General features: G+C 60.0%; 22 protein-coding genes and 1 tRNA gene. 6 read left to right on the top strand and 17 right to left on the bottom strand.

The window, feature by feature from the left end; all coding sequences use genetic code 11:
- On the bottom strand, nucleotides 1–453 hold the full coding sequence (locus tag WC811_RS15090; RefSeq protein ID WP_372646087.1) for a (2Fe-2S)-binding protein: 453 nt from the start codon (nucleotides 451–453) through the stop codon (nucleotides 1–3).
- An 84-nt stretch (nucleotides 454–537) separates the two neighbouring features.
- A complete protein-coding gene (locus tag WC811_RS15085) occupies nucleotides 538–2,181 on the bottom strand; it encodes an L-lactate permease (RefSeq protein WP_372646085.1) in 1,644 nt (547 codons plus the stop codon).
- Nucleotides 2,182–2,365: 184 nt separating this feature from the next.
- Here WC811_RS15085 and WC811_RS15080 point away from each other — a divergent pair, with 184 nt between their 5' ends.
- A complete protein-coding gene (locus tag WC811_RS15080; RefSeq protein WP_372646083.1) occupies nucleotides 2,366–3,127 on the top strand; it encodes an FCD domain-containing protein in 762 nt (253 codons plus the stop codon).
- A 186-nt stretch (nucleotides 3,128–3,313) separates the two neighbouring features.
- Here WC811_RS15080 and WC811_RS15075 read toward each other — a convergent pair.
- Nucleotides 3,314–3,391, bottom strand: a tRNA-Pro gene (locus WC811_RS15075).
- 172 nt (nucleotides 3,392–3,563) lie between these two features.
- Nucleotides 3,564–4,592, bottom strand: a complete 1,029-nt coding sequence (locus tag WC811_RS15070; protein WP_372646081.1) for an alpha/beta hydrolase — start codon at nucleotides 4,590–4,592, stop codon at nucleotides 3,564–3,566.
- Between the two features lie 305 nt (nucleotides 4,593–4,897).
- Between WC811_RS15070 and WC811_RS15065 the strand changes: the two genes are divergently transcribed.
- On the top strand, nucleotides 4,898–6,271 hold the full coding sequence (locus WC811_RS15065) for an APC family permease (protein WP_372646079.1): 1,374 nt from the start codon (nucleotides 4,898–4,900) through the stop codon (nucleotides 6,269–6,271).
- Complete coding sequence (locus WC811_RS15060; protein ID WP_372646076.1) at nucleotides 6,264–7,541, top strand: hypothetical protein; 1,278 nt, start codon at nucleotides 6,264–6,266, stop codon at nucleotides 7,539–7,541. Before WC811_RS15065 ends, WC811_RS15060 begins: the two co-directional genes overlap by 8 nt.
- A gap of 47 nt (nucleotides 7,542–7,588) precedes the next feature.
- Here the strand turns inward: WC811_RS15060 and WC811_RS15055 are convergent, their stop codons facing one another.
- From WC811_RS15055 to WC811_RS15025, 7 genes are all read right to left on the bottom strand, one after another.
- Nucleotides 7,589–8,359 (bottom strand): 4'-phosphopantetheinyl transferase superfamily protein, encoded by a 771-nt coding sequence (locus tag WC811_RS15055; protein WP_372646074.1) that lies wholly within the window; start codon nucleotides 8,357–8,359, stop codon nucleotides 7,589–7,591.
- Nucleotides 8,343–8,870, bottom strand: coding sequence for a MerR family transcriptional regulator (locus WC811_RS15050; RefSeq protein ID WP_372646072.1), 528 nt, complete (start codon nucleotides 8,868–8,870; stop codon nucleotides 8,343–8,345). Before WC811_RS15050 ends, WC811_RS15055 begins: the two co-directional genes overlap by 17 nt.
- A 69-nt stretch (nucleotides 8,871–8,939) precedes the next feature.
- Entirely contained in the window at nucleotides 8,940–9,245 is a 306-nt protein-coding gene (locus WC811_RS15045; protein ID WP_372646070.1) for an integration host factor subunit alpha, read from the bottom strand.
- 129 nt (nucleotides 9,246–9,374) lie between these two features.
- A complete protein-coding gene (locus WC811_RS15040) occupies nucleotides 9,375–10,352 on the bottom strand; it encodes a beta-ketoacyl-ACP synthase III (protein WP_372646067.1) in 978 nt (325 codons plus the stop codon).
- Between the two features lie 2 nt (nucleotides 10,353–10,354).
- Complete coding sequence (gene plsX, locus WC811_RS15035) at nucleotides 10,355–11,440, bottom strand: phosphate acyltransferase PlsX (RefSeq protein ID WP_372646065.1); 1,086 nt, start codon at nucleotides 11,438–11,440, stop codon at nucleotides 10,355–10,357.
- Between the two features lie 246 nt (nucleotides 11,441–11,686).
- Nucleotides 11,687–12,205 (bottom strand): DUF177 domain-containing protein, encoded by a 519-nt coding sequence (locus tag WC811_RS15030; protein WP_372646063.1) that lies wholly within the window; start codon nucleotides 12,203–12,205, stop codon nucleotides 11,687–11,689.
- Entirely contained in the window at nucleotides 12,202–12,816 is a 615-nt protein-coding gene (locus WC811_RS15025) for a ubiquinol-cytochrome C chaperone family protein (RefSeq protein WP_372646061.1), read from the bottom strand. The genes WC811_RS15030 and WC811_RS15025 overlap by 4 nt, the downstream gene beginning before the upstream one ends.
- Before the next feature lie 100 nt (nucleotides 12,817–12,916).
- On the opposite strand from WC811_RS15025, the gene WC811_RS15020 reads away from it, so the two are divergent.
- Both WC811_RS15020 and WC811_RS15015 read left to right on the top strand, forming a co-directional pair.
- On the top strand, nucleotides 12,917–13,393 hold the full coding sequence (locus WC811_RS15020; RefSeq protein WP_372646059.1) for an outer membrane protein assembly factor BamE: 477 nt from the start codon (nucleotides 12,917–12,919) through the stop codon (nucleotides 13,391–13,393).
- A 174-nt stretch (nucleotides 13,394–13,567) separates the two neighbouring features.
- On the top strand, nucleotides 13,568–13,822 hold the full coding sequence (locus tag WC811_RS15015) for a hypothetical protein (RefSeq protein ID WP_372646057.1): 255 nt from the start codon (nucleotides 13,568–13,570) through the stop codon (nucleotides 13,820–13,822).
- 84 nt (nucleotides 13,823–13,906) lie between these two features.
- Here the strand turns inward: WC811_RS15015 and WC811_RS15010 are convergent, their stop codons facing one another.
- The gene (locus WC811_RS15010; RefSeq protein ID WP_372646055.1) at nucleotides 13,907–16,063 is read right to left on the bottom strand and encodes a sodium-translocating pyrophosphatase; all 2,157 of its coding nucleotides are present in this window, start codon (nucleotides 16,061–16,063) and stop codon (nucleotides 13,907–13,909) included.
- Between the two features lie 287 nt (nucleotides 16,064–16,350).
- Nucleotides 16,351–16,800: a VrrB protein gene (locus tag WC811_RS15005; protein ID WP_372646053.1), complete on the bottom strand. Its 450-nt coding sequence runs from the start codon at nucleotides 16,798–16,800 to the stop codon at nucleotides 16,351–16,353.
- A gap of 276 nt (nucleotides 16,801–17,076) precedes the next feature.
- On the opposite strand from WC811_RS15005, the gene WC811_RS15000 reads away from it, so the two are divergent.
- A complete protein-coding gene (locus WC811_RS15000; RefSeq protein WP_372646051.1) occupies nucleotides 17,077–17,985 on the top strand; it encodes a DUF937 domain-containing protein in 909 nt (302 codons plus the stop codon).
- Between the two features lie 80 nt (nucleotides 17,986–18,065).
- On the opposite strand, the gene WC811_RS14995 is transcribed toward WC811_RS15000, so the two are convergent.
- From WC811_RS14995 to WC811_RS14980, 4 genes are all read right to left on the bottom strand, one after another.
- The gene (locus tag WC811_RS14995; protein WP_372646049.1) at nucleotides 18,066–18,413 is read right to left on the bottom strand and encodes a hypothetical protein; all 348 of its coding nucleotides are present in this window, start codon (nucleotides 18,411–18,413) and stop codon (nucleotides 18,066–18,068) included.
- A gap of 208 nt (nucleotides 18,414–18,621) precedes the next feature.
- Entirely contained in the window at nucleotides 18,622–18,969 is a 348-nt protein-coding gene (locus tag WC811_RS14990; RefSeq protein WP_372646047.1) for a RidA family protein, read from the bottom strand.
- Nucleotides 18,970–19,036: 67 nt separating this feature from the next.
- Nucleotides 19,037–19,624 carry a GDYXXLXY domain-containing protein gene (locus WC811_RS14985; RefSeq protein WP_372646045.1) on the bottom strand — a complete coding sequence of 196 codons (588 nt, stop codon included), beginning with the start codon at nucleotides 19,622–19,624 and terminating at the stop codon, nucleotides 19,037–19,039.
- Entirely contained in the window at nucleotides 19,621–20,715 is a 1,095-nt protein-coding gene (locus WC811_RS14980) for a DUF2157 domain-containing protein (RefSeq protein WP_372646043.1), read from the bottom strand. Before WC811_RS14980 ends, WC811_RS14985 begins: the two co-directional genes overlap by 4 nt.
- Between the last annotated feature and the right edge of the window lie 171 nt (nucleotides 20,716–20,886).

Below are 20,886 nucleotides of genomic sequence, written 5' to 3'. Positions count from 1 at the left end.
TCATACGCCTCCCGCGGCAAGTCGAACGGCTTCATGAATTCGTTCGTAACAGCCACACCGGCAGATGTTGCCGGACATGGCTTCGACGATCTCGGCATCGGACGGCGCGCGGTTCTTCGTGAGCAACGACGCCGCCTGCATGATCTGTCCGGCTTGGCAAAAGCCGCATTGAGGAACGCTGATCTTGCGCCACGCTTTCTGAACCTCGTGATTTCCATCCGGGCTCAAGCCTTCGATTGTCGTCACCGACTTCCCGGCGGCTTCACTCAGCGGCGTCTGGCAAGAGCGGACGGCAACGCCATCGACGTGAACCGTGCAGGCACCGCAAACGCCTGCACCGCATCCGAATTTCGTGCCGGTCAAGTTCAGCATATCGCGCACATACCAGAGCAGCGGCATATTGGGATCGCCGTTGAACTCATGAGCTTCGCCGTTGATGGTCACTGAGGGCATCGTCACGCACTCCTTCTCAAATTCATTCTCGAAATCAGTCTTCACATTGAGGGCACCCGAGAAAGGCGCCGCTCGGCGCTACTTTCAACGCACCATAAGATTAAATGGCCAGAGATAAGCCTGTCCCATGACAAGCAACCCGACGAGCGCCGCCAACGCCAGCGAATGGAAAAAGACGAAGCGTAGGATCGAGCCTTCGTGGCCGTACCATTTGGTTGCTGTCGAGGCGACGACGATCGACTGAGCGTCGATCATCTTTCCCATGACGCCGCCGGCGCTGTTGGCAGCCGCCATCAGTATCGGACTGAGGCCGAGCTGCTCGGCCGTTATTTTCTGCAACCCACCGAAGAGCACATTCGAGGATGTGTCGGATCCCGTCAAAGCGACGCCGAGCCAACCGATCATGGTTCCGAAGAACGGATACGCCCAACCCGAATGCGCAAGTGTCAGCCCGAGCGTCGCGTCGCTGCCGGAGTAGCGGGTAACGAAACCTATCGCCATCATGCACGAGATCGTCAGTAGCGAGTAACGAACGACATAGATGGTCTTCAGATAGTTGCGCACAAGATCGAGCACGCCATAGCCGAGAAGAATACCGGATATGATCGCGGCAATGAGAATGCCGGTTCCGGTCGCGGACAAAATGTTGACGTTGAAGATCGCGGCTTCGGCGCGCGGCGATGGAACGACGGGTGGCATTTTCTGAACGAGTTCATGAAGGCCTGAGACCGGAATTTTTCCCATCCAAAGCCCATCCAAGCCAGCGCGAACCTGGGGCGTTCCCCAAAGGAAGACGCAGACCGCAAGGATGATCCACGGCATCCACGCCCGGCGCAAATCGGCGAACGAATGTAAGTCCGATACGGCAGGTGGCGGGTCTGTCCTCTCGGCCGCGTTCGGAATTTCCGTCATCGGGATGGCGGGACTCCAAACCTTCAGAAAGAGTGCGAGCGACGCCATCGAAACGAGCGCCGCGACGACGTTGACGAGCCAGGGGCCGTGATAATTGGAGATGAGAAATTGCGGAATTGCAAAGCTGACACCAGCAACGAGGATCGCAGGCCAGACCTCGATCATCTTGCGAAAGCCGACGAAAGCCCAGATCAACCAGAATGGAACGATGATCGCGAATGGGGCGAGCTGCATGCCGACCATCGCGCTCAATTTATATAGATCGAGTCCGGTGACGGCGGAGAGCGCAACCACGGGCGTCCCGAGCGCGCCGAAGGCGACGGGCGCGGTGTTGGCAATCAAGGATAGCCCAGAGGCCGCGAGCGGCGGGAAGCCAAGTCCGATCAGCAGCGCCGATGTGACGGCAACAGGCGTTCCGAAGCCGGCGGCACCCTCAAAGAACGCGCCAAAGGAAAATGCTACAAAGAGAAGCTGTAGCCGCCGGTCGTCGCTGATACGGGCGATCGAGCTCTGCAGGATTTCGAACTCGCCTTTTTCGCTCGCCAGACGGTAGAGAAAAATGACGTTGAGGATGATCCAACCGATCGGAAGGAATCCGAACGCCGCACCGTATGCAGCTGCCATCCCGGCCATCGGCGCGGGCATGCCATAAGCCAGGACCGCGACAAGCAATGCGGCCGAGAGGCCGAGCAACGCAGCCAAGTGCGCGCGCACCTCAAAGAGGCCGATGCTCGCGAGCAAAACAACGACAGGAATAAGGGCAACCGCCGCGGAAAGCAGCATGCTGCCGAGCGGGTCGTAGACTTGTGACCACATGCGACCCGTTCCCCCCAGTCATCACGTCGGCTAGACTTCGGCGGTGTTTTGGTCAAATTTTTATACCAGTGTTTCGGAATGGTCAAATTTGTCGGCCGACTATAGTCATACGGAAATATCGAATGACACGGCACCATCGCTGTGAATAGAAGAGCGAAACGCGCAACATCTGGAGGTAGGCGAAATGCTTGCCGTACGTACGCCGAAAATTGCCGACGCGATTGCGGCTCACATCGAAAAGCTCATTCTTGAAGGCACGCTGCGGCCCGGCGAGAAACTGGCGCCAGAGCGCGAGCTTGCACAAAAGCTCGACGTCTCACGGCCGTCGCTTCGGGAGGGCATCGACAAGCTCGCGCGTCGCGGGCTTCTCAAATCTTCGAAGAGCGGGACATACGTGGCGCAATTTCTTTCACCGATCATGGCGCCGCTCGCCAATCTTTATCGCGACAACGAGCAGGCATCAGCGGATTATTTCGAGTTTCGTCTTTGTGTCGAGGCCCGCGCGGCTCGCGATGCGGCGGAGCGAGCGACCGAAGTCGAAAGAAAAGCCATTCGAGCGGCCATCGATGAAATGCGGAAGGCGCACAAACTTGAAGATTCCACGCAGGAGGCCGAGGCGGACGTCAACCTGCATATGCTCGTCTATGAGGCCGGACATAACTTCGTCGTCCTGCATGTGATGCGCGCCATGAGCGAACTTCTGCGCAACAACATCTTCTTCAATCGCAAAAATCTTTATCGAGAGGCCGGGGTACGCGAAAAGCTCTTGTGCCAGCACATCGAGATCGGCGAAGCGGTTATAGCCGGAGATCCGGACCGCGCGGAGAAAGCCGCCAGCGATCACATTCGCTTCGTCTTTGGCACGGTCGCGAAAATTCAGCGCGCCAATACGCGTCTCAAGACGTCGTTGATGCGAGCGAAGCGAACTGATTTTCTTGCGAATTGATTTTCAGTTCGAAATCGCATCGGGCCGCTTTTCATCATTGTCGATCGGTCCAATCGTCCGTTGCCCGGCAAATCGCCCAGCGATCAGCAACCTTCCCTCGACAAACTGATCGCAAACGAGCAAGTGAGCCGTGGGATGCCGAAAGGTTTGCTCAAAATTGAGCATACGGCTAAGCTGTTGAAAGAATGGTCGGAGCGAGAGGATTTGAACCTCCGACCCCCAGTCCCCCAGACTGGTGCGCTAACCAGGCTGCGCTACGCTCCGATTTGGAAAATCTTGACGGCCCTGGCAACTTTAAATTGCAAACAGTGGGCCGTCCCGGTCTTCGGGTTGGGTACCTGGAACGCATCGGCGCGTCAAGGACGGATACGCGCAGGCTTGAGGCAAAACGGGGCGTGCAGCCATATTGGATGCGCGTAGAAGGCCCTCTTGCGCCTCAGCGGCGATATTCGGGCAGGCGCTTGAGGATGTCGATGATCGGATAATCGACCCAGGCGTGAGTGACAAGATCGCGATGGCGGCCGCCGCCTCCGGGCGCGACCGTGACACCGCCGGACGCCAGTCGCGTGTTGATTTGCGGGCTGACGTCGACGTCATGGGCTGCGAGAATGTCTTCGAGCTGGGCGTTCTGGTTCCGCGTCGAGTTCAGGTAGACGCTGACGAAGAACGCCGACGGGTCGGCCTCGATCCAATGGGCGAACTTGTCGAGATCGCCGTAAAGAGAATCGAGGAGCACGACGCCGCGAACGCGCTTTTTCAAGCCGCCACGTTCGATTGCCGACGCCGCCGCGACGTAGCCGCCGCTATAGGCAACGATGATGATCGGCATGCTCGCAAACGTGCGGAGCGATTTGCGGTCGCCGTGCAGGCGCGCGAGTTGCTGGCCGGCTTCGCCGATGAAACGTCCGAACGCTCCAGGCTGCCAGAACTTGCCCGCGCTCGAGTCTCGCGCGTCGACGGCGAGCTGAGGCGCGACGAGGACAACATTCGCGTTCGAGGCGGAAATCTGCGCCGGTACCTTCTGGCGCGCGAGCACGTCGCGCTCAAGTGTGGCTCCGTGGCCGTGAAAGAACACCATCATCAGCGCCGGACGGCGGATGTCGAAACCCTTTGGGACGTGCAGCAGCACGCGGTTGTCGGAATAGGTCTCGTCTTCCCAGTAGACGCGTCCCGATCCCGTCCGATGACCTTTGCGGCCATTTTCGTTGACGTTGAGAAACGGCTCATTCGAACCGGGCATAGTACCGTGATAGGGAAATGGCGCCGTGTCGAAGTGGACAAGACTGGTCTTATCGACCTTCAGCGGCCGGCTGCGCGATTGCACGAGCGTCTTTGACGGGACGATCTGGCGCTGTTTGCCCTTGCTCGCCATGGCGCCGGCGGCACTCAACGTCAAAGCTGCGCCCGCGCCGAACACCCGCGCCAGGAATTTTCGTCGCCCGCTATTCATTGCTGTCGGCGCCATGCGCTGCGACACCCCGCATTTGGACGATCGTCACTAGAATCGCATTTACTCTCGGACAGAATATTCGGCGGAACCCACCCAACGAAAGATTGTGTCGCTCTAAAGATCAAAATTGTTCAATTCGTGGGGTAAATGCCGCCGGACCGGGCAACGACAATTGAATGCGAGGTGAAGTGCTCGAAAAGTGTTCCGTGCGCACCGCTTAGATGCATTTTGGCAACTTGAATTTAACATGTCTTACCGGCGGTTGTTGTAACGCAACCGAGTCAATACTGTCCCGAGTCGACCAGGATCAAGCTCCATACATGACAACGGCCGCAACAATCAGCGCACCGACTTCCGCGACACCCGGGCTAGACGCCCGGACGGTTTCGACGATGACCGCGACTGCGCTTGCCGTCGCCGATATGATCGGCATTGGGGTCTTCACCAGCCTCGGCTTCCAGGTTGCGTCGATCCCGTCGGCATTTTCTGTCCTGATGCTCTGGATCGTCGGAGGAATCGCGGCGCTTTGCGGTGCCCTCGCCTATGCCGAATTGGCAGCCGCCTTTCCGCGATCGGGCGGCGAATATAATTTTCTGACGCGCATATACCATCCGGCGGTCGGCTTTCTCGCTGGGTGGATATCGGCGACGCTCGGCTTTTCGGCGCCGATTGCGCTCGCGGCGATGGCGTTCGGGGAATATTTCAAAGGCATCGTACCCGGCGCGCCGCCGCTGCTACTCGGACTGGCCGTCGTCTGGGGCGTCACGCTCGTGCACCTCAGCGGCATCAAGCATTCGAGCAAGTTTCAGAATATCTCGACGATCATCAAGGGCGCGCTCATCCTGGCGCTGATCGTTGCCGGGCTTGCATACGGCGTGCCGCAGCCGATCTCCTTCGCACCGTCCGCAATCGACACGAGCTACATCGCAAGCGCTCCGTTCGCGGTGAGTCTTGTTTTCGTGATGTACGCCTATTCGGGCTGGAACGCTGCGACCTACATCGCCGGCGAAATTCGCGAACCCGCAGTCAGCCTGCCGCGCTCGATCATCGCGGCCACTCTGATCGTGATCAGCTGCTATGTCGCGCTCAATGCCGTGTTTCTCTACACCACTCCGATATCGGCCATGGCCGGTCAGCTCGATGTTGCCATGGTTGCCGGGAAGCACATTTTTGGCGAGTTTGGCGGCATGATCGTCGGGGCGCTGATCTGCATCGGGCTGATCTCTTCGGTCAGCGCCATGACGTGGATCGGGCCGCGCGTAACGATGGCGATGGGCAAGGATTACGCGCTGTTTCGTCCCTTATCGATTATGAGCAAAAACGGCGTGCCGACGTACGCAATTCTGTTGCAGCTCGTCATTGTCAGCCTGCTGCTGATGACGCAGAGCTTCGAAGCCGTGCTCGATACGATCCAGTTCAGCCTTACGCTCTGCTCGTTCCTCGCGGTGCTCGGCGTCATCGTTCTGCGCTGGACGGAGCCGAACCTTCCACGGCCCTATAAGACCTGGGGTTATCCGTTCACGCCTTTGGTCTTTCTCGGCGTCACGGCTTTCATGATGTATCACCTTGTCGTAGAGCGTCCACTTCAGTCTCTCGCTGGTCTCGCCATCATGCTGACGGGTTTAGCCGTATATGCCTATTTGCAGCGGCGCCCAGTGGTTGGTCAGGATCTCAATAGGACCCAACATGGCTAGAATGCGCGTCACCGTAGCGATTGCTTTCGCGGCACTCGCGGTCTCGATCCTGTCGAGTGCAGCACGCGCCGAACCCGGCGCAAGTCTGAACGACACAGCTCGCTTCATCGCAGGCATGCAGCCATCGGACGGATCCCCCCTCAGGACGTATACGAACGACGCATTCTGGAAGCAGTATGCGAACAGTTTCGATCAAGCATGGGACGGGCTTGAGAAGCGCCAGCTCAGCAAGATCCGCACCCTCGTCTCGCGGGATTTCAAAAACCCGCAGCCGACGCTGTTCTATTTCTTCAGCGGCCCTGACTATCTCTACGCCGATGCATTTTTCCCATCGGCAACGACCTACGTGATGGCAGGACTGGAACCGCCTGGGCAGATTCCGGATCTTCGGAAGTATTCGAAGGGTGAAATCGCGGGATCGCTCCGAGAGCTTCGCTCGTCGCTGAGTTCGGTGCTGAGCTACAGCTTCTTCCAGACCAAGTTCATGCGCGTGGATTTCAGCCGCGCAAAGCTCAACGGCACAATTCCGGTGCTGATGACATTCCTCGCACGTTCCGGCAAGACGGTTTATACCGTCGACCTGATCGATCTTCAGAGCGACGGAACATTGCATCCGGTCGAGGACAAGATCGAGAAGCCAACGGGACGCGGCGTGAAGATCGTCTTCGGGGACGCGAATGTCGGGAAGAAGAGCACGCTCTACTATTTCAGCACAGACCTTTCGGATGGCGGCATCAAGGACAGCGGCTTCCTGACGTTCTGCAATACGCTCGGCAAGGGTGACAGCTTCATCAAAAGCGCATCCTACCTGATGCATCAGGATAGCTTTTCAACCGTGCGCGACTATCTGCTGACGCACAGCGTGTCGCTGCTGGAAGACGATTCCGGGGTTCCGATCCGCTTCTTTGCCCAAGGATGGCAACTGCATCCGTACGGCCGGTACGTCGGGCCCATCAGTCTTTTTGGCGGCCAGTATCAGGCGCGGCTCAAAGACGTCTTCGCGAAGGACAAAACGACACCGATCGACTTCAGCCTCGGGTATCAGTGGAAGCCGTCGGAGTCGAATATTCTGCTCGCCGTCAAAGACGAGACCGCGACCGCCTTCGCCGTCGAGACAGCCTCTGTCGTGAAAACAAGCGCGTCAGCGGGTTCTAGGCCGAAGGTCGTGGCGGAGGCAGATCGTCCAGCAAAGCCTCGCAATCGCAACCGTCGGCACAGGCAGCAGTCGGTCAGCAATCCCTGGCCTCAGCTTTTCGGCTACTCGCCATAAGCGAAGGGGAGTGCCTCAACGCCGGGCTTAATGAGAGGTATTACCGGCTAACGGCGGCGGCGCAAAAACGCAGCAATGTCCGCGTGCGGAAACGACTCGACCTTCAGATCCTCGGGAATGCGCGGGGCAGCGATCGCGGCGATGTAAGCGTTCTCCACGGATAGCGCCTGAACCGCGAGCCGGTAATCGGTCGGCGCGCCGCTTTTTGATTTTGATCCGCCGACGACGCCTTCTTCCGTCAGCAACCGGCCAATGCCGATGCCCAGCGCCTTCGCGACAGCTTCGAGCTGAACCCAGGCGGCGATCACGTCACCGTCGTTCTCGGCACCGAGCAGGCGCGGCTGAGGTCCGAGCCGTTCCGCCGCTCGGATGATGCGCTGGCGGCGATCATTCGACATGTGGAGCATGCGAGTCTTTGCTTCAAGATCGACGCCGACGGCCATGTCCATCGAGACGGCAATGAGCGCAGCGCCGTTCGTATGAGAGACGCTGAATTGCGGGCCGCCGTCACCCAAGACGGGGCGTCCGCCAGGATCGATTTGGAATGCGACGCCGCGAAAGCGTTCGCCGCCGAAGCGTTCGATGACGATGCGGGTTGCTATTCTCGACGCGCACCACAGGCGCTGCGCCTGGATATCGGCGATCGCACGCGCGCGCTCATGATCGGCGACGGAAAGCCGGGGCGTGCGCTCTTCCTCGGCGGCAAGGAAGGCCTCGGCTCGGACAAGATCGACAAAGAAGATCTCGAGTTCGGGACATGCCTGACGCCGCGTGGCTGTGGTTCCGGCGGCGGTTGGAGATTTATGTTCGCCCTGCACGCGATTTCTTCACGTCGTCAGAATTCACCGCCGGATTGATCGGCTGGCCACGCAGAATGGCGCCGGCGATTTCAAGCTCGCGGATTGCGATTTGGATCTGGCTTTTCGTGAGTGTGGCGCGCTCCAGGCGGGGCTTATTTTCCGGTTGAGGCGGCGCGGCAGGAGCGGCCTTGGCGATGGGCTTGCGGCCACGCTTGCGGACGGCGGGTACGGTCGGTGCCGCGGCCTGGGCCGCAACGATCCGATGCGCCGCCGCCTTGACCTGATCGACGCCGTGCTCACGAAGAATCTTCTGGACGCCACGAATTGTATAGCCTTCGGCATGGAGCAAGGCGCGGATGCCACGCAATAACTCCATATCCTCAGGGCGATAATATCGGCGGCCGCCGCCACGCTTCATCGGGCGGATTTGGGGAAACCGGCCTTCCCAGAAACGCAAAACATGCTTCGGAATCTGGAGTTCGTCAGCCACTTCCCCGATCGTGCGAAACGCTTCCGCCGACTTGTTCATGGCCTTCCCCTCGCGCCCAACAACCTATTGCGATTGAACGCTTTGTTTCGCGTTCTTGCAACCGGCCCGTTAGCGTTTCACGTGGCCCTTGTTGATCCGGTCCTTCATAATGTTGGACGGACGAAACACCAAGACGCGGCGCGGCGTGATCGGAACTTCCTCGCCGGTTTTCGGATTGCGACCAACCCTCTCGCCTTTTTGGCGTATGCCGAACGAGCCGAACGACGAAAGCTTGACGGCGTCACCTTCCGCTAAGCTGCCCGAAATCTCATCTAGGACGCGCTCGACGAGGTCTTGGCTCTCGTTACGAGGCAACCCGACTTTTTCCACGACGGCTTCCGCAAGATCAGCCCGCGTCAATGTCTTGCCCACCATCACATCCTCCCGGCCGAACATCTTATCGACCGAGAATGGTAGCGGCGGTTGGTCGCGGGGTCAACGGGCTGCAATCAACAACCAACTGAAAAAACTGGATTTTCTACGCTGCATCGCACCAAAATGGCACTACCAGCGTACTAAAACGGCGCCCCAGGTGAATCCGCCGCCCATAGCCTCCATCAGGACGAGGCTGCCTTCCTTGACCCGATGGGCCTCGAAGGCATCGTTAAGGGCCAGGGGGATCGACGCCGCAGACGTGTTGCCATGCTTGTCGAGCGTCATGATGATCTTCTCGGGCGCGACGTTCAGCTTCTTCACGATGCCGTCCAGAATGCGTTTGTTCGCCTGGTGCGGAATGAAGAGATCAATCTCATCGGCCGTGTAGCCCGTCTCGACCAGCGTCTCTTCGATGACGCCGGAGATCTTCTGAACCGCGTGACGGAACACCTCTCGGCCGTTCATGCGCAAATGCCCGACCGTCTTGGTCGAACCCGGACCACCATCGACATAGAGCAGTTCTTCGAAACGGCCATCCGATCGGATCATCGTCGAGATGATGCCGCGATCTTCGCGCGTGCCACGCTGCGGCTGCGCTTCGAGGACGACGGCGCCGGCGCCATCGCCGAACAAAACGCACGTCGAGCGATCCGACCAATCGAGGATCCGAGAGAATGTTTCCGCGCCGATGACGAGCGCGCGCCGCGACTGCCCAGCCTTCAGGAAATTGTCGGCGATGGCAAGCGCATAGACAAATCCGGAGCAAACCGCCTGGACGTCGAAAGCGGCGCCCTTGGTGACGCCGAGCATCGCCTGAATCTTCACCGCCGTCGCCGGAAAGGTCCGGTCGGGCGTCGAGGTTGCGCAGATAATCAGATCGATGTCGATCGGATCGATGCCGGCACGGACCAACGCCTGCTTAGCAGCGGCGGCGCCAAGCTCCGACGTCAGCTCTTTTTCGTCCGCGATATGCCGCTGTTGGATGCCGGAACGCTCGCGGATCCAGGCGTCACTCGTATCGACGATTTTCGCGAGGTCGTCATTCGTTACGATGCGCTTGGGGAGATGCGCGCCCACGCTGCGAATAACAGAGCGGAGAACTGCCAAATCTATGCCTTTCCGAGCAAGCTTCCGGTCGCATCTCGCGCCGGCGTGCTGCCGATGGCAGCCGAAAGCCTATGGTGGAAACCGTCGATATCGGCTGTGAGGCGCGCGATCAATCCGGAATCGGCCATCTCGTACGCAAGATCAACAGCGCTCGCAAATCCAAAGGCATCGGTGCCGCCGTGGCTCTTCACCGCAATGCCGTTCAACCCGAGGAATGTGCCACCGTTGACGCGGCGCGGATCCATTTTTTCCTTCAGCACACGGAAACCGCCCTGTGCGAGCAGCGCCCCTAGCCTGCTGATCAACGAACTTGTCATGGCTGCCCGGAGATACGCGCTGATCTGTCTGGCCGTGCCTTCGGCCGTTTTAAGAGCGATATTGCCGGCAAAGCCCTCGACCACGACGACGTCGACCGCGCCCTGCCCGATCTGATCGCCTTCAACGAAGCCTTTGTAGTTGAGCGGCAGGGAATCAATCGACTTCAACAACGCGTGCGCCGCCTTGACGTCCTCGTTGCCTTTCATTTCCTCGGTGCCGACATTCAAGAGCCCGACAGATGGTTTCTCAATGTGAAACACGGCGCGGGCCATAGCTGCGCCCATCAGCGAAAAGTCGGCGAGCTGCGCCGCGGTCGCGCCGATGTTGGCGCCCACGTCGAGGACGATGCTTTCGGATTTTACCGTCGGCCAGAGCGCGGCGATGGCGGGGCGTTCGATGCCCGCTATCGGACGCAGCACGAGCTTCGCGATCGCCATGAGCGCGCCGGTATTGCCGGCTGAAACGGCGGCATCGGCCTCTCCCGATTTCACTGCTTCAAGCGGCAGCCACATGCTCGAGCCCTTGCCGCGCCGCAACGCCTGACTCGGCTTTTCTTCCATCGCGATGACGAGGTCTGTGTGAACGACGCGGCTCTTGGCGCGTAAAGCCGGATGCTGCGCGAGCATAGCTTCGATGCGCGACTGCTGGCCGTACATGATGAAGCTCAACGCGGGCTGGCGCTCAAGCGATAGAGCTGCCCCGGGGATCACAACCTCGGGGCCATGATCACCGCCCATTGCATCGAGTGCGATCGTCTTTGGGCTTGCCATTCTTGTCGTTTGCCGTGAACGCCGCGCTGCGTTCGGCGCTCACGCACCGGACTCAGCTAACGGCTCCATCTGTCCCCGAAATTCGGCGAGACCATAGCCTTTTGGAGCCCACCCACAAGGCGAAAACGTACCTCGTGACAGAAGCACTCACATCTGCGTAGTTTATCTTGACTTTTCATTTGCATATAGCGGCCACCGACGAATTCTAGCGGCCGATATGGCGCGGCGTTCCGGACCGCATGCGACTCAATCCTTGTTGTTGAGTTTCGACAACGCCGCGAACGGGTTGGTTGCGCCGGGCGTGTCGGCTTTGGGATCCTGCCAGGTAAATTCCGCGCCATCGCGGCGAGGATAAGGATCGAGCGACGCCGACAGCGTCTCGAAGACGACCCGTCCGACCGGTATAACTCCGTGTTCGAGCAGTTCGACGTCGGTGCCGCTCAAGATGCTCTTTTCCTCGTCGCTCTCGCCGGCTTTGAGGTTGGGCCAGAATTCGACGGTGAACGCGGCGTTGACGTTGCCGCTCACGGGTTCGAGCGAGACGACGCACGCCTGCTCCACGCGCGCCGCTATCGATCCGGTCAAGCGATAGCCGCCGGCAGAAATTGCGGCGATGCGATAGCGCGCAGAAAAACTCGAAACGTCCAGGATATCGAGCGCTTTCGCGACGTGTTTGAGTTCATCGACCGTCGCCTCGCGCGCACGCTCCAGGCCACCGGCCGGAATATCGGTTGTTTTCTCGATCCAATCCAATGAGTTCGTCACGTCGCGGTTATCCTGATCGTTGAAGTGCAGGAGGCGTCGAGCAGCCGGCGCGCGGCTCCGCTTTCCACCCAATCGTCGAAGGCCTCATGTTTGAGCGCCGAGGATGCCGCATCTACATAGCGCGCAAGCGCCCGTCTCGCATCCTCCCGGCCTGCGGCATCGGCGAAGATGTAGTGCCCGAGGCTAGCAGCGAGACGGCTCTCGTCTGCGCCGTCACGCTGGTAAATCGTGGCCCGCTCGTAAAATGCCGCCGCCGCCCTCTTAACCTTCTTCGGCACCGCCAGATCTCCGACGCCCATTTCGCGCATGCAATCGTCCATGTCGTTAACGAAAACCTCGATCATGCGCTGCTTCAAAGCTTCCGCTCCGGGGGCCTCGCCACGTAGACTTTCAAGGGCGAGATAGAGGTGGAGTGCGACGAGTTCGAAGCGCCCCTCGGGTGTGTCCGGAACGCCAATAAGCTCGTAAAAAGCCAGCTGCCTCGCGGCGGTCACGACGCTGCCATAAAGCTCTCCTGCTCTGCGGCCGGTTTCGGACTGCTTTTTCAGCCATCGCAACATCTTGGGAATCCTGGGTGGTGGCGGCCCGCCGAGCAAAAGTCTGGGGATCATGCCGTGCGGCCACGGGGGCGCGCAGTTGCTGGCGTTCGACGCGCAATCTAAACACACGTTGCCGAAAGGGCGAGGCGATTCCCGCAAGATGAAAGTACAAATGAAACAGAACGGGTCAAAAAGCCGGTATCAAGCGGCGGCGCTCCTGTTCGGCATGTTCGCCTCGGTTGCATCCCTGGCGGGTTGCGGCACGCCAACGATCACCAAGCACGGCCAGGAATTCCGCCCGACCGACCTGCAGTCCATCCAGCCCGGCATGAGCCAGGATCAAGTGCGGACAGCTCTCGGCACTCCGGCGACGACCGCTGTCATCGGCGACGGACGCGCGTTTTATTATATTTCGAGCACCGACAGCCAAAAATCGTTCTTCCTGCCGACGGAGTCGGATCGTCAGGTCGTGGCTGTATATTTCAACCAGGGCGGCACCGTCGACAGCATCGCCAACTACGGCTTGAAGGACGGCAAGGTCTTCGACTTCATCAGCCGGACGACGCCGGCTCCTGGCGGTAAGGATGAAGGCATCCTGAAGGGGCTCTTCCGCAACCTCGGCAAACAACAGCTATTCGGCAACGGCTGAACGGCGGCGGATGTTTACCGCACGAGACGCAGGCTCTCGTTCCGCGGCGCGGCGCCTGCTATAGCGAACGGCATGCGCGGCCGAACTTGAAAAAGTGCGGCCAAACAGCAAATGAACGATAGCGCCGCCGGCACGTTCTGCGGTCGACCGTCAACAACAGACCCAGGTAAATTCATGTCCGACAAAATTGAAGAGGGCTTCATGGCCTTTCTAGTGGACGGCAAAGACGGCATTGGCGCCGTCCGTAACGTGACGGCGACGTCGCTCGTCCTCTACATTGAGAACGCCGGTGAATTCGTGGTGCCGCGCTCGGCGGTCAAAGACGTGCACTCGCAGAAAGTGCTTTTGAAGCCCGAGCTTCTCGACAAGCGTCTGCTCGCCGCCGTCGGCCACGTCCACGACAGCGAAGACCCGAAGCTTGTCGGCTAATCTCCGCTCCGTCTCTGGTTCATCGAAACAAAAAAGGCTCCGCGAAATTTTGCGGAGCCTTTTTCAATTGCAACGGCGTCTCGCTTACATGTGCGCGAGCACGGCGAGCATCAGAAGCGCGACGATGTTCGTGATCTTGATCGCTGGGTTTACCGCGGGGCCCGCGGTATCCTTGTAGGGATCGCCGACCGTATCACCGGTGACGGACGCTTTGTGGGCTTCCGATCCCTTCATGTGCTTGACGCCATCTTTATCGACGAAACCGTCTTCAAAGCTTTTCTTGGCGTTGTCCCAAGCGCCGCCGCCCGACGTCATCGAGATGGCGACGAAGATGCCTGTGACGATCACGCCCAGCAGCATGGCACCGACGGCCGAGAACGCGGCGCCCTTGCCGGCGATGGCATTGACGACGAAGAAGAGCGCGATCGGCGACAGAACCGGCAGTAGCGACGGCACGATCATCTCCTTGATCGCGGCGCGCGTCAGCAGATCGACGGCACGGGCGTAGTCGGGCTTCGACGTGCCCTTCATGATGCCGGGATCGGCCTTGAACTGGCGGCGCACCTCTTCGACGATCGAACCGGCCGCACGTCCGACGGCCGTCATTGCGAGACCGCCGAACAAGTACGGAATGAGGCCGCCAAGCAGAAGGCCGGCCACGACATATGGATTTTCAAGACCGAAGTTGACCTGAACACCCTTGAAGAACTGATAGTCGGTGGCGCCGGCTTTGTTGGCTTCGTCGATGAAGTGATGGAGGTCGTAGTTGTAAGCCGCGAACAGCACCAACGCGCCGAGGCCAGCCGAACCGATGGCGTAGCCCTTGGTGACGGCCTTCGTGGTGTTGCCGACGGCGTCGAGGGCGTCCGTCGAGCGGCGGACTTCCTTCGGCAGTCCCGCCATTTCGGCGATACCGCCAGCATTGTCGGTCACGGGGCCGAAGGCATCGAGCGCGACGATCATACCGGCGAGGCCAAGCATCGTCGTCGTCGCGATCGCGGTGCCGAACAGACCGCCGAGCTGATACGTCGCGATGATGGCGGCGACAATTGCAATCGTCGGCATGGCGCACGCTTCGAGCGAAACGGCCAAACCTTGGATGACGTTCGTACCGTGTCCAGTGACGGACGCCTGGCTGATCGACCGGACCGGACGATAGCCGATGCCGGTGTAATATTCGGTGATCCAGACGATGAGGCCCGTCAGCACCAGCCCGACGATCCCACATAGAAACAGATTGCTTCCCGTGATTGTCTGGCCTGCTGCGGTGCCGACATCTCCGAAGCCGCCGAGGACATATTCGGTCGACGCGTAAAGACCGAGGATCGACAGCACGGCGGATGCGATCACGCCGCGATAGAGCGCGCCCATGATCGAACCGTTGGCGCCCAGCTTCACGAAGTACGTGCCGGCGATCGAGGTGATGATGCAGGTGGCGCAGATCGCGAGCGGATAGAGAATAAGCGCGGAGAGATTCGGCTGACCGGCGAAGAAAATCGCGGCCAACACCATCGTCGCAACGACGGTCACGGCGTAGGTTTCGAAAAGGTCGGCGGCCATGCCGGCGCAGTCCCCGACGTTATCGCCGACGTTATCGGCGATGGTCGCGGGGTTGCGCGGATCGTCTTCCGGGATTCCAGCCTCGACCTTGCCGACGAGATCGCCGCCGACGTCGGCACCTTTCGTGAAGATGCCGCCTCCGAGACGAGCAAAAATCGAAATGAGAGATGCGCCGAAGCCAAGAGACACCAGCGCGTCCACGACCTCGCGACTACCCGCCTCCTTGCCGAGGCCGACTGTCAGGAACGTGTAATAGCCGGCGACGCCGAGCAGCGCCAAGCCCGCAACCAAAAGGCCGGTAATAGCACCGGCCTTGAAAGCAATGTCTAGTCCCTTGGCGAGCGACACGGTCGCTGCCTGGGCGGTGCGGACGTTGGCTCGCACCGAGACGTTCATGCCGATAAATCCGGCGAGGCCCGAGAGAACCGCGCCGATCAGAAAGCCGACTGCTTGCAGAGGCCCGAGAAGCAGCCAAGCGAGAATGAAGATGACAACGCCGACGATGCCAATGGTGCGGTATTGTCTGCTGAGATAGGCCTGTGCGCCTTCACGGACGGCGGCCGCAATCTCCTGCATTCGGGCGTTGCCCTGGTCGGCGCTTAAAACGGCCCTGGCTGTTATAACCGCATAGAGAATCGCCAACGCCCCGCAGGCGATGATCCCCCAAAGTATGTTGGTCATGAGTGGTCCCTTTTGGCACGCTTCCTAATTGAAGTCCGTTTGATCGGACCCCTATTGCCGGCGCTTCCAGGTGCTGCCGAAACAGCGCATCGCCCCGGCTTTTCTTATGTCTGATTATTGCCGTACGCTTAGAGTCGGCGGACCATGCCAAAAGTGTCGCGGGGTTGCAACTCGGGCGAGCCCAAACTCCCGTGCGAAAAGAAACGCCCCGGGCGGAAAAACCGCTCGAGCCGCTTGAGTTCGTCTAATTTAGGCTACGCCGATGTGACGACGCTGGCCATTCGTTCTTAGCGACGGTGACGCCCGCCCCCGCGATGGCCCCATCCGCCGTGACGGCCGCCGCGACCCCAGCCGCGATGGCCATATCCGCGATAGCCATACCCGCGATAGCCATACCCGCGATGACGCCAACCGCGGCGATAGCCGTAGTACCCGCCGCCGCCGTAGTAACCGCCGTAATAACGGGGATAGCCATAGTAGCCGTAATAGCCCGGGTAATAGCCGTAGCCATAATACGGCACGCCGAAGCCGTAGTATAAACCACGGCGCCAGCCGTAACGACGCCATCCACGATGCCGCCAGCCGCCGTAACGACGCCAACGGGCCTCACTGACAATGTTTGAGGATTTTTTGACCTGCATTCCAGTCAAGCCCGCTGCGGCATTCGCAGAAGCCGGGAGCGTTCCCGCGAAAAATAGCCCGGCGAGAACGGACAAACACATAACAAGCTTTCGCATTGGTCTCTCCACAGAGGGTGCTCACCCTCAGCCTTTTTTCGCCGGGCACAAACCCAGCCCACTTTTGAACGCTGGCGGCGCCAGTTAGGTTTCACGAGCCTACTGGGTTATCCGCCCAGTTTCCCCACTGGAACAAATTAAGTCCCGGCGTTGTGAACAGTCGATGAATGTTCGCTCCTGCTATCGATCGGCATTGCACATTCGTCTCAGAACTGCTGCCAGCCGATGCGAGGCATGATAGTTAGGCTCGATATCTACTCAAGGCCGGAGGCCGACGTGACGATCGAAGACAGCATGCGCAGCACCAGGGGCCAGGAACTGGTCGGACGAGTTGCAACGACGTTCGGGATCGACGAGCAAAAGGCCGATGCCGCAGTGCGATCGCTTACCGAAGAGCTCAACGCTCGCATTCAGCGCGCCATGCTTTCTCGCGGAGGCGTGGCGGATGTCGTTTCATTGGTGACGGCGCCGAGTGCCCAGCGCGCCCTTTCGAATCCGGAAGCGCTCGGCTCATCCGACGTCGCGTCGTCCGGCAACGAGATCCTCGATGTCCTCGTTGGCAGCAAACACGCCAGCCGGGGAATTGCGGGGCGCACAGCTTCAGCTACCGGCCTCGACGCCGCGACAGTCCAGAAGATGCTGCCGGTGGTCGCGAATTTGCTGATCGGAGAGTTGCAGAGGCAATCAGGTCCGGCGATTGCAAAGGTTGCGGGAAGTATTCCGGGGTTCTCGGGTGCGGGCGGGAGTCCGTTGCCGTTGCCGGGAGATATTTTCCCGTCACCGGGGGCGAATGCCGATACGACGCCCAATTATCAGCCGTCGAGCAGCGAAACTCCCAGTGCGCCGCGCGGACCGACCGATATGGGAAATCCTCTGCCGGTACCGGGCGATACGATCCCCGGAATCGGGCGGCGAAACCGCTATCAGGAACCCGACCCGCGACAGCAACCGGACTCGCAAGAGGACGACAATCCGTATAGTCGGTTGCCCGACATCGTGCGACGCGGCGGCCAGAGTGTTCCTGGGCCTGACGGTGGTTCTCTTGAGAACATCATCCGTTCGATCATAGGCAATCTTCTTGGATCGAACAGCGGCGTCGTCGGCACCATGATCAAGCTGTTCCTCGTGCGTTGGATCGTTTCGCTCGTTCGGCGCGTCCTTGCCGGTGCGGTCGGCGGACGGTAACGGGCGCGATCAGCGCTCTCGCACGCTAAAAAGAGCCGTCCCGAAGAACGGCTCTTTGAAATGATCAAAAAGTCTGCGCTTCACCGGCAGGGACGAGCGCTGAGATCGCAGCTCCACGTCCCTTTGGGGCCGTCTTCTGTGCATTTCGCGCTTTTGCTTGAGGCACGGCCCCAGTGCGCCCAGTCGGAACCGTATTCGAAGTCGGTGAAATCAGCCCACGATTTGATTCCAGCAGCCATCGCTGCTTTCTTCGACGAGAGGCCCGAACTCGAACCATAGTGGTAGTGGTCGACGAAGCAGGTCTTGCCGCGTTCGCGCTGCTGCGCGTGAATTATGGCGACGCCCGAGTCGTCAGCGAGCGCAGGAACTGCGCAGGCTAATACTGCAGCCGCGACGAGCGCCGGCTTTACCCATTCGAAGCTATTCATTTTCTCACCGTCTCCCGATGACAATCGGGGCCCAGATCCCCATCGGTTATTTCGCAGATTCAGCTATCCCGCCGATAGCTTTGTCGATGGCGCGCGAAAGAAAATCGCGGAGAGAGGCAAACCGGGCACAGCTTTTTTGGCCAAGCGCAAAATATTGCATCCGCGCTTGGTCAAGCTTCGCATTCTGTACTCTGAGTTTCGTCGAGCCTTACTTGACGGCGACGACCGAAATCTCGACGAGCATGCGCGGATCGATGACTTTCGCTTCGACGCAAGCTCGTGCAGGCGCCCCTTCACCGCCGAGCCACGCGCTCCAGGCCTTGTTCATGCCGTCGCGATTGCGAATGTCGCTCAGCCACACGGTGGCTTGGACGATCTTGGACTTGCCTGTACCAGCCAGGGCCAACAGCCGGTCGATCTCAGCCAGGACTTCAGCCGTCTGGCCTTCGACGTCCTTGGAAAGGTCGGTGGGAATAACACCGGCGGTAAAGACGAAGCCGTTCGCCTCCGTGACCTTCGAATAGACGGCGGAGGATTCGTAGCGCGTGACGGTCACTTGAGGTCTCCTGTTTGCAGATTGGATGCGGCCGCCTCATAGCAGGTGCCCGACCTCGCCTGAAGCCTCAAAGCAATGGTGGGTCCTCGTGCCGCTCGCCGTCCACCACGAGGCCCTTCAAGGCGGCTGTTCCGTCGCTGCCCACCGCCACGATCGCCTCGATCTTGTGGGTGCGGACTTGATCTTCCAGGGCGCGGCCGGTTCCTTCGGGCACGAAATACTGCTCGATGCCGTAGCGGAGGTTCACCGTGGTATCGCCGCCGGTCTGACCCGGCCAAATCGACTGAACAAGGCCTTTCAGTACGATATCGCCGGGCGCGACTTTCGTCGGGTAGACGCTGCCAATATGCGTTTGGGTCCAGCCGCCATCCGGCTTTGGCGACAGCGTTACGAAGGCATCCCCGCCTCGGATAAAGCCGGAGAACTCGGGATCGGTCTCCGTGTTCGACTTGCTGAGCCTGCTGATGTCGTAGCCGAGAGTCACGTAATCGCCTCGGAAGAGGTCGCGGGGATCGAGCGGGCGGACGGCAAGCGTCAATTCCCGTCCGGATTTCAGAAGACTGTGGCGCTCATAGACCATTTCGAACAACGCGGCCGATTGCAGAAGCGCGACGGCTCCGAGCAGCGGCCACATCCATTTGCGGTTCACGATCATGCGGGCAACCCTCCGCTTGCGCTCCGGCGGGCCAGTTGCAATGCGGCGTAGGCGAGAGCCGCGACGATGACGGCAGCGATCAGGAAGAATAGCGAGGTGCCAAGGATTGATCCGACCGTTTCACTATAGAGCGCGAGGATCTCGACGGAAAAGGCAATGTATCCAAGCCACAGCGCGCCACGATTGGTGACGGACAAGGCATGCGCGATGGCCGCGATCAACAGAACGAGGGTGACAATCGCAAGCAGGATGAGATGTCCGGAGGACGGGTTCTCGAAAAACTGCAGGGCGAAAAAGCCTTCGAAGCCGACGGCGATTGCATAGGCGAACAGCGGCGCCGCGATATTATCGAGATCGGGGCGGATTTTTTCCAGCGCAACGGCTCCGATAGCCGCGAGTACGCCCAATGCGGCGACGAGCCCGTGGAAATGGCCGTCACCAAGAAGAAACCCGAGCGAGATGATGAAGATCGACAGCGCGAGAGCCGAAAGGTGAAGACCGGGCCACCAGCGTTGCCAAACGAAGGCGACCGTCACCAGTCCCCATCCGATCAGGAACGGCCAATGAGCCACGTTGAGGTTCAACGTTTGCAAAGACGACCAGACGCAGACAAGGATCATCGTCAACGCGAGCGCCGGGTTCGAGCGAAGCACCACGCCTGCGAAAAATGTTCCCATCCACCACAGAAGCACGCCGTCCGAGGCGTCGCCTCCAATGTGGTACATCTGGCTGATGAGCATGATGCTGGCACCGAACATTCCGGCGGAGAACAGCACGGCGGCGTCCGCGAGGTAAGATTGGCCGCGCGTTTCGAACCATCCGGCGGCGCCGTATCCAATCCAAATGGCTGCTAGCAGGAGGATCAGGCGGGCGAGACGCGGCACGTCCTCCCAGTGCGCGGCGACGAACGACAGCGCCGCAAAGCCGAAGAGCACGCTCGCCAGGATGCCCAGCACCGAAGCAAGGTTGAATTCACGGGCGCCGGTCTGGACGTCGGCCAGAATCGCGGATCGCCCCTCCTCCGAAAGCCAACCATTCGACCGCCAGCGGTCGAGATCGCGGACGACGCGTTTTCTGTAGGGGGACCACATTCGAGTTCTCACCAGGGTGACATCTGCTGTGTCATTCATTGATTGAAGATCACGCTGGCGATCCGTTGGCCAGAGTGCGGCTGCTCTATGTTTCCGGTCGATGCCTGCCGCTAACGGCGACTATCCCCAATTTCGGCCTCATTTTCGAATTTGTCACAGGTTGGTTAAAGC

This window comes from Hyphomicrobium sp., assembly GCF_041659645.1.
GTDB lineage: Bacteria > Pseudomonadota > Alphaproteobacteria > Rhizobiales > Hyphomicrobiaceae > Hyphomicrobium_B.
This window is presented reverse-complemented; position numbering and strand designations above follow the sequence as displayed.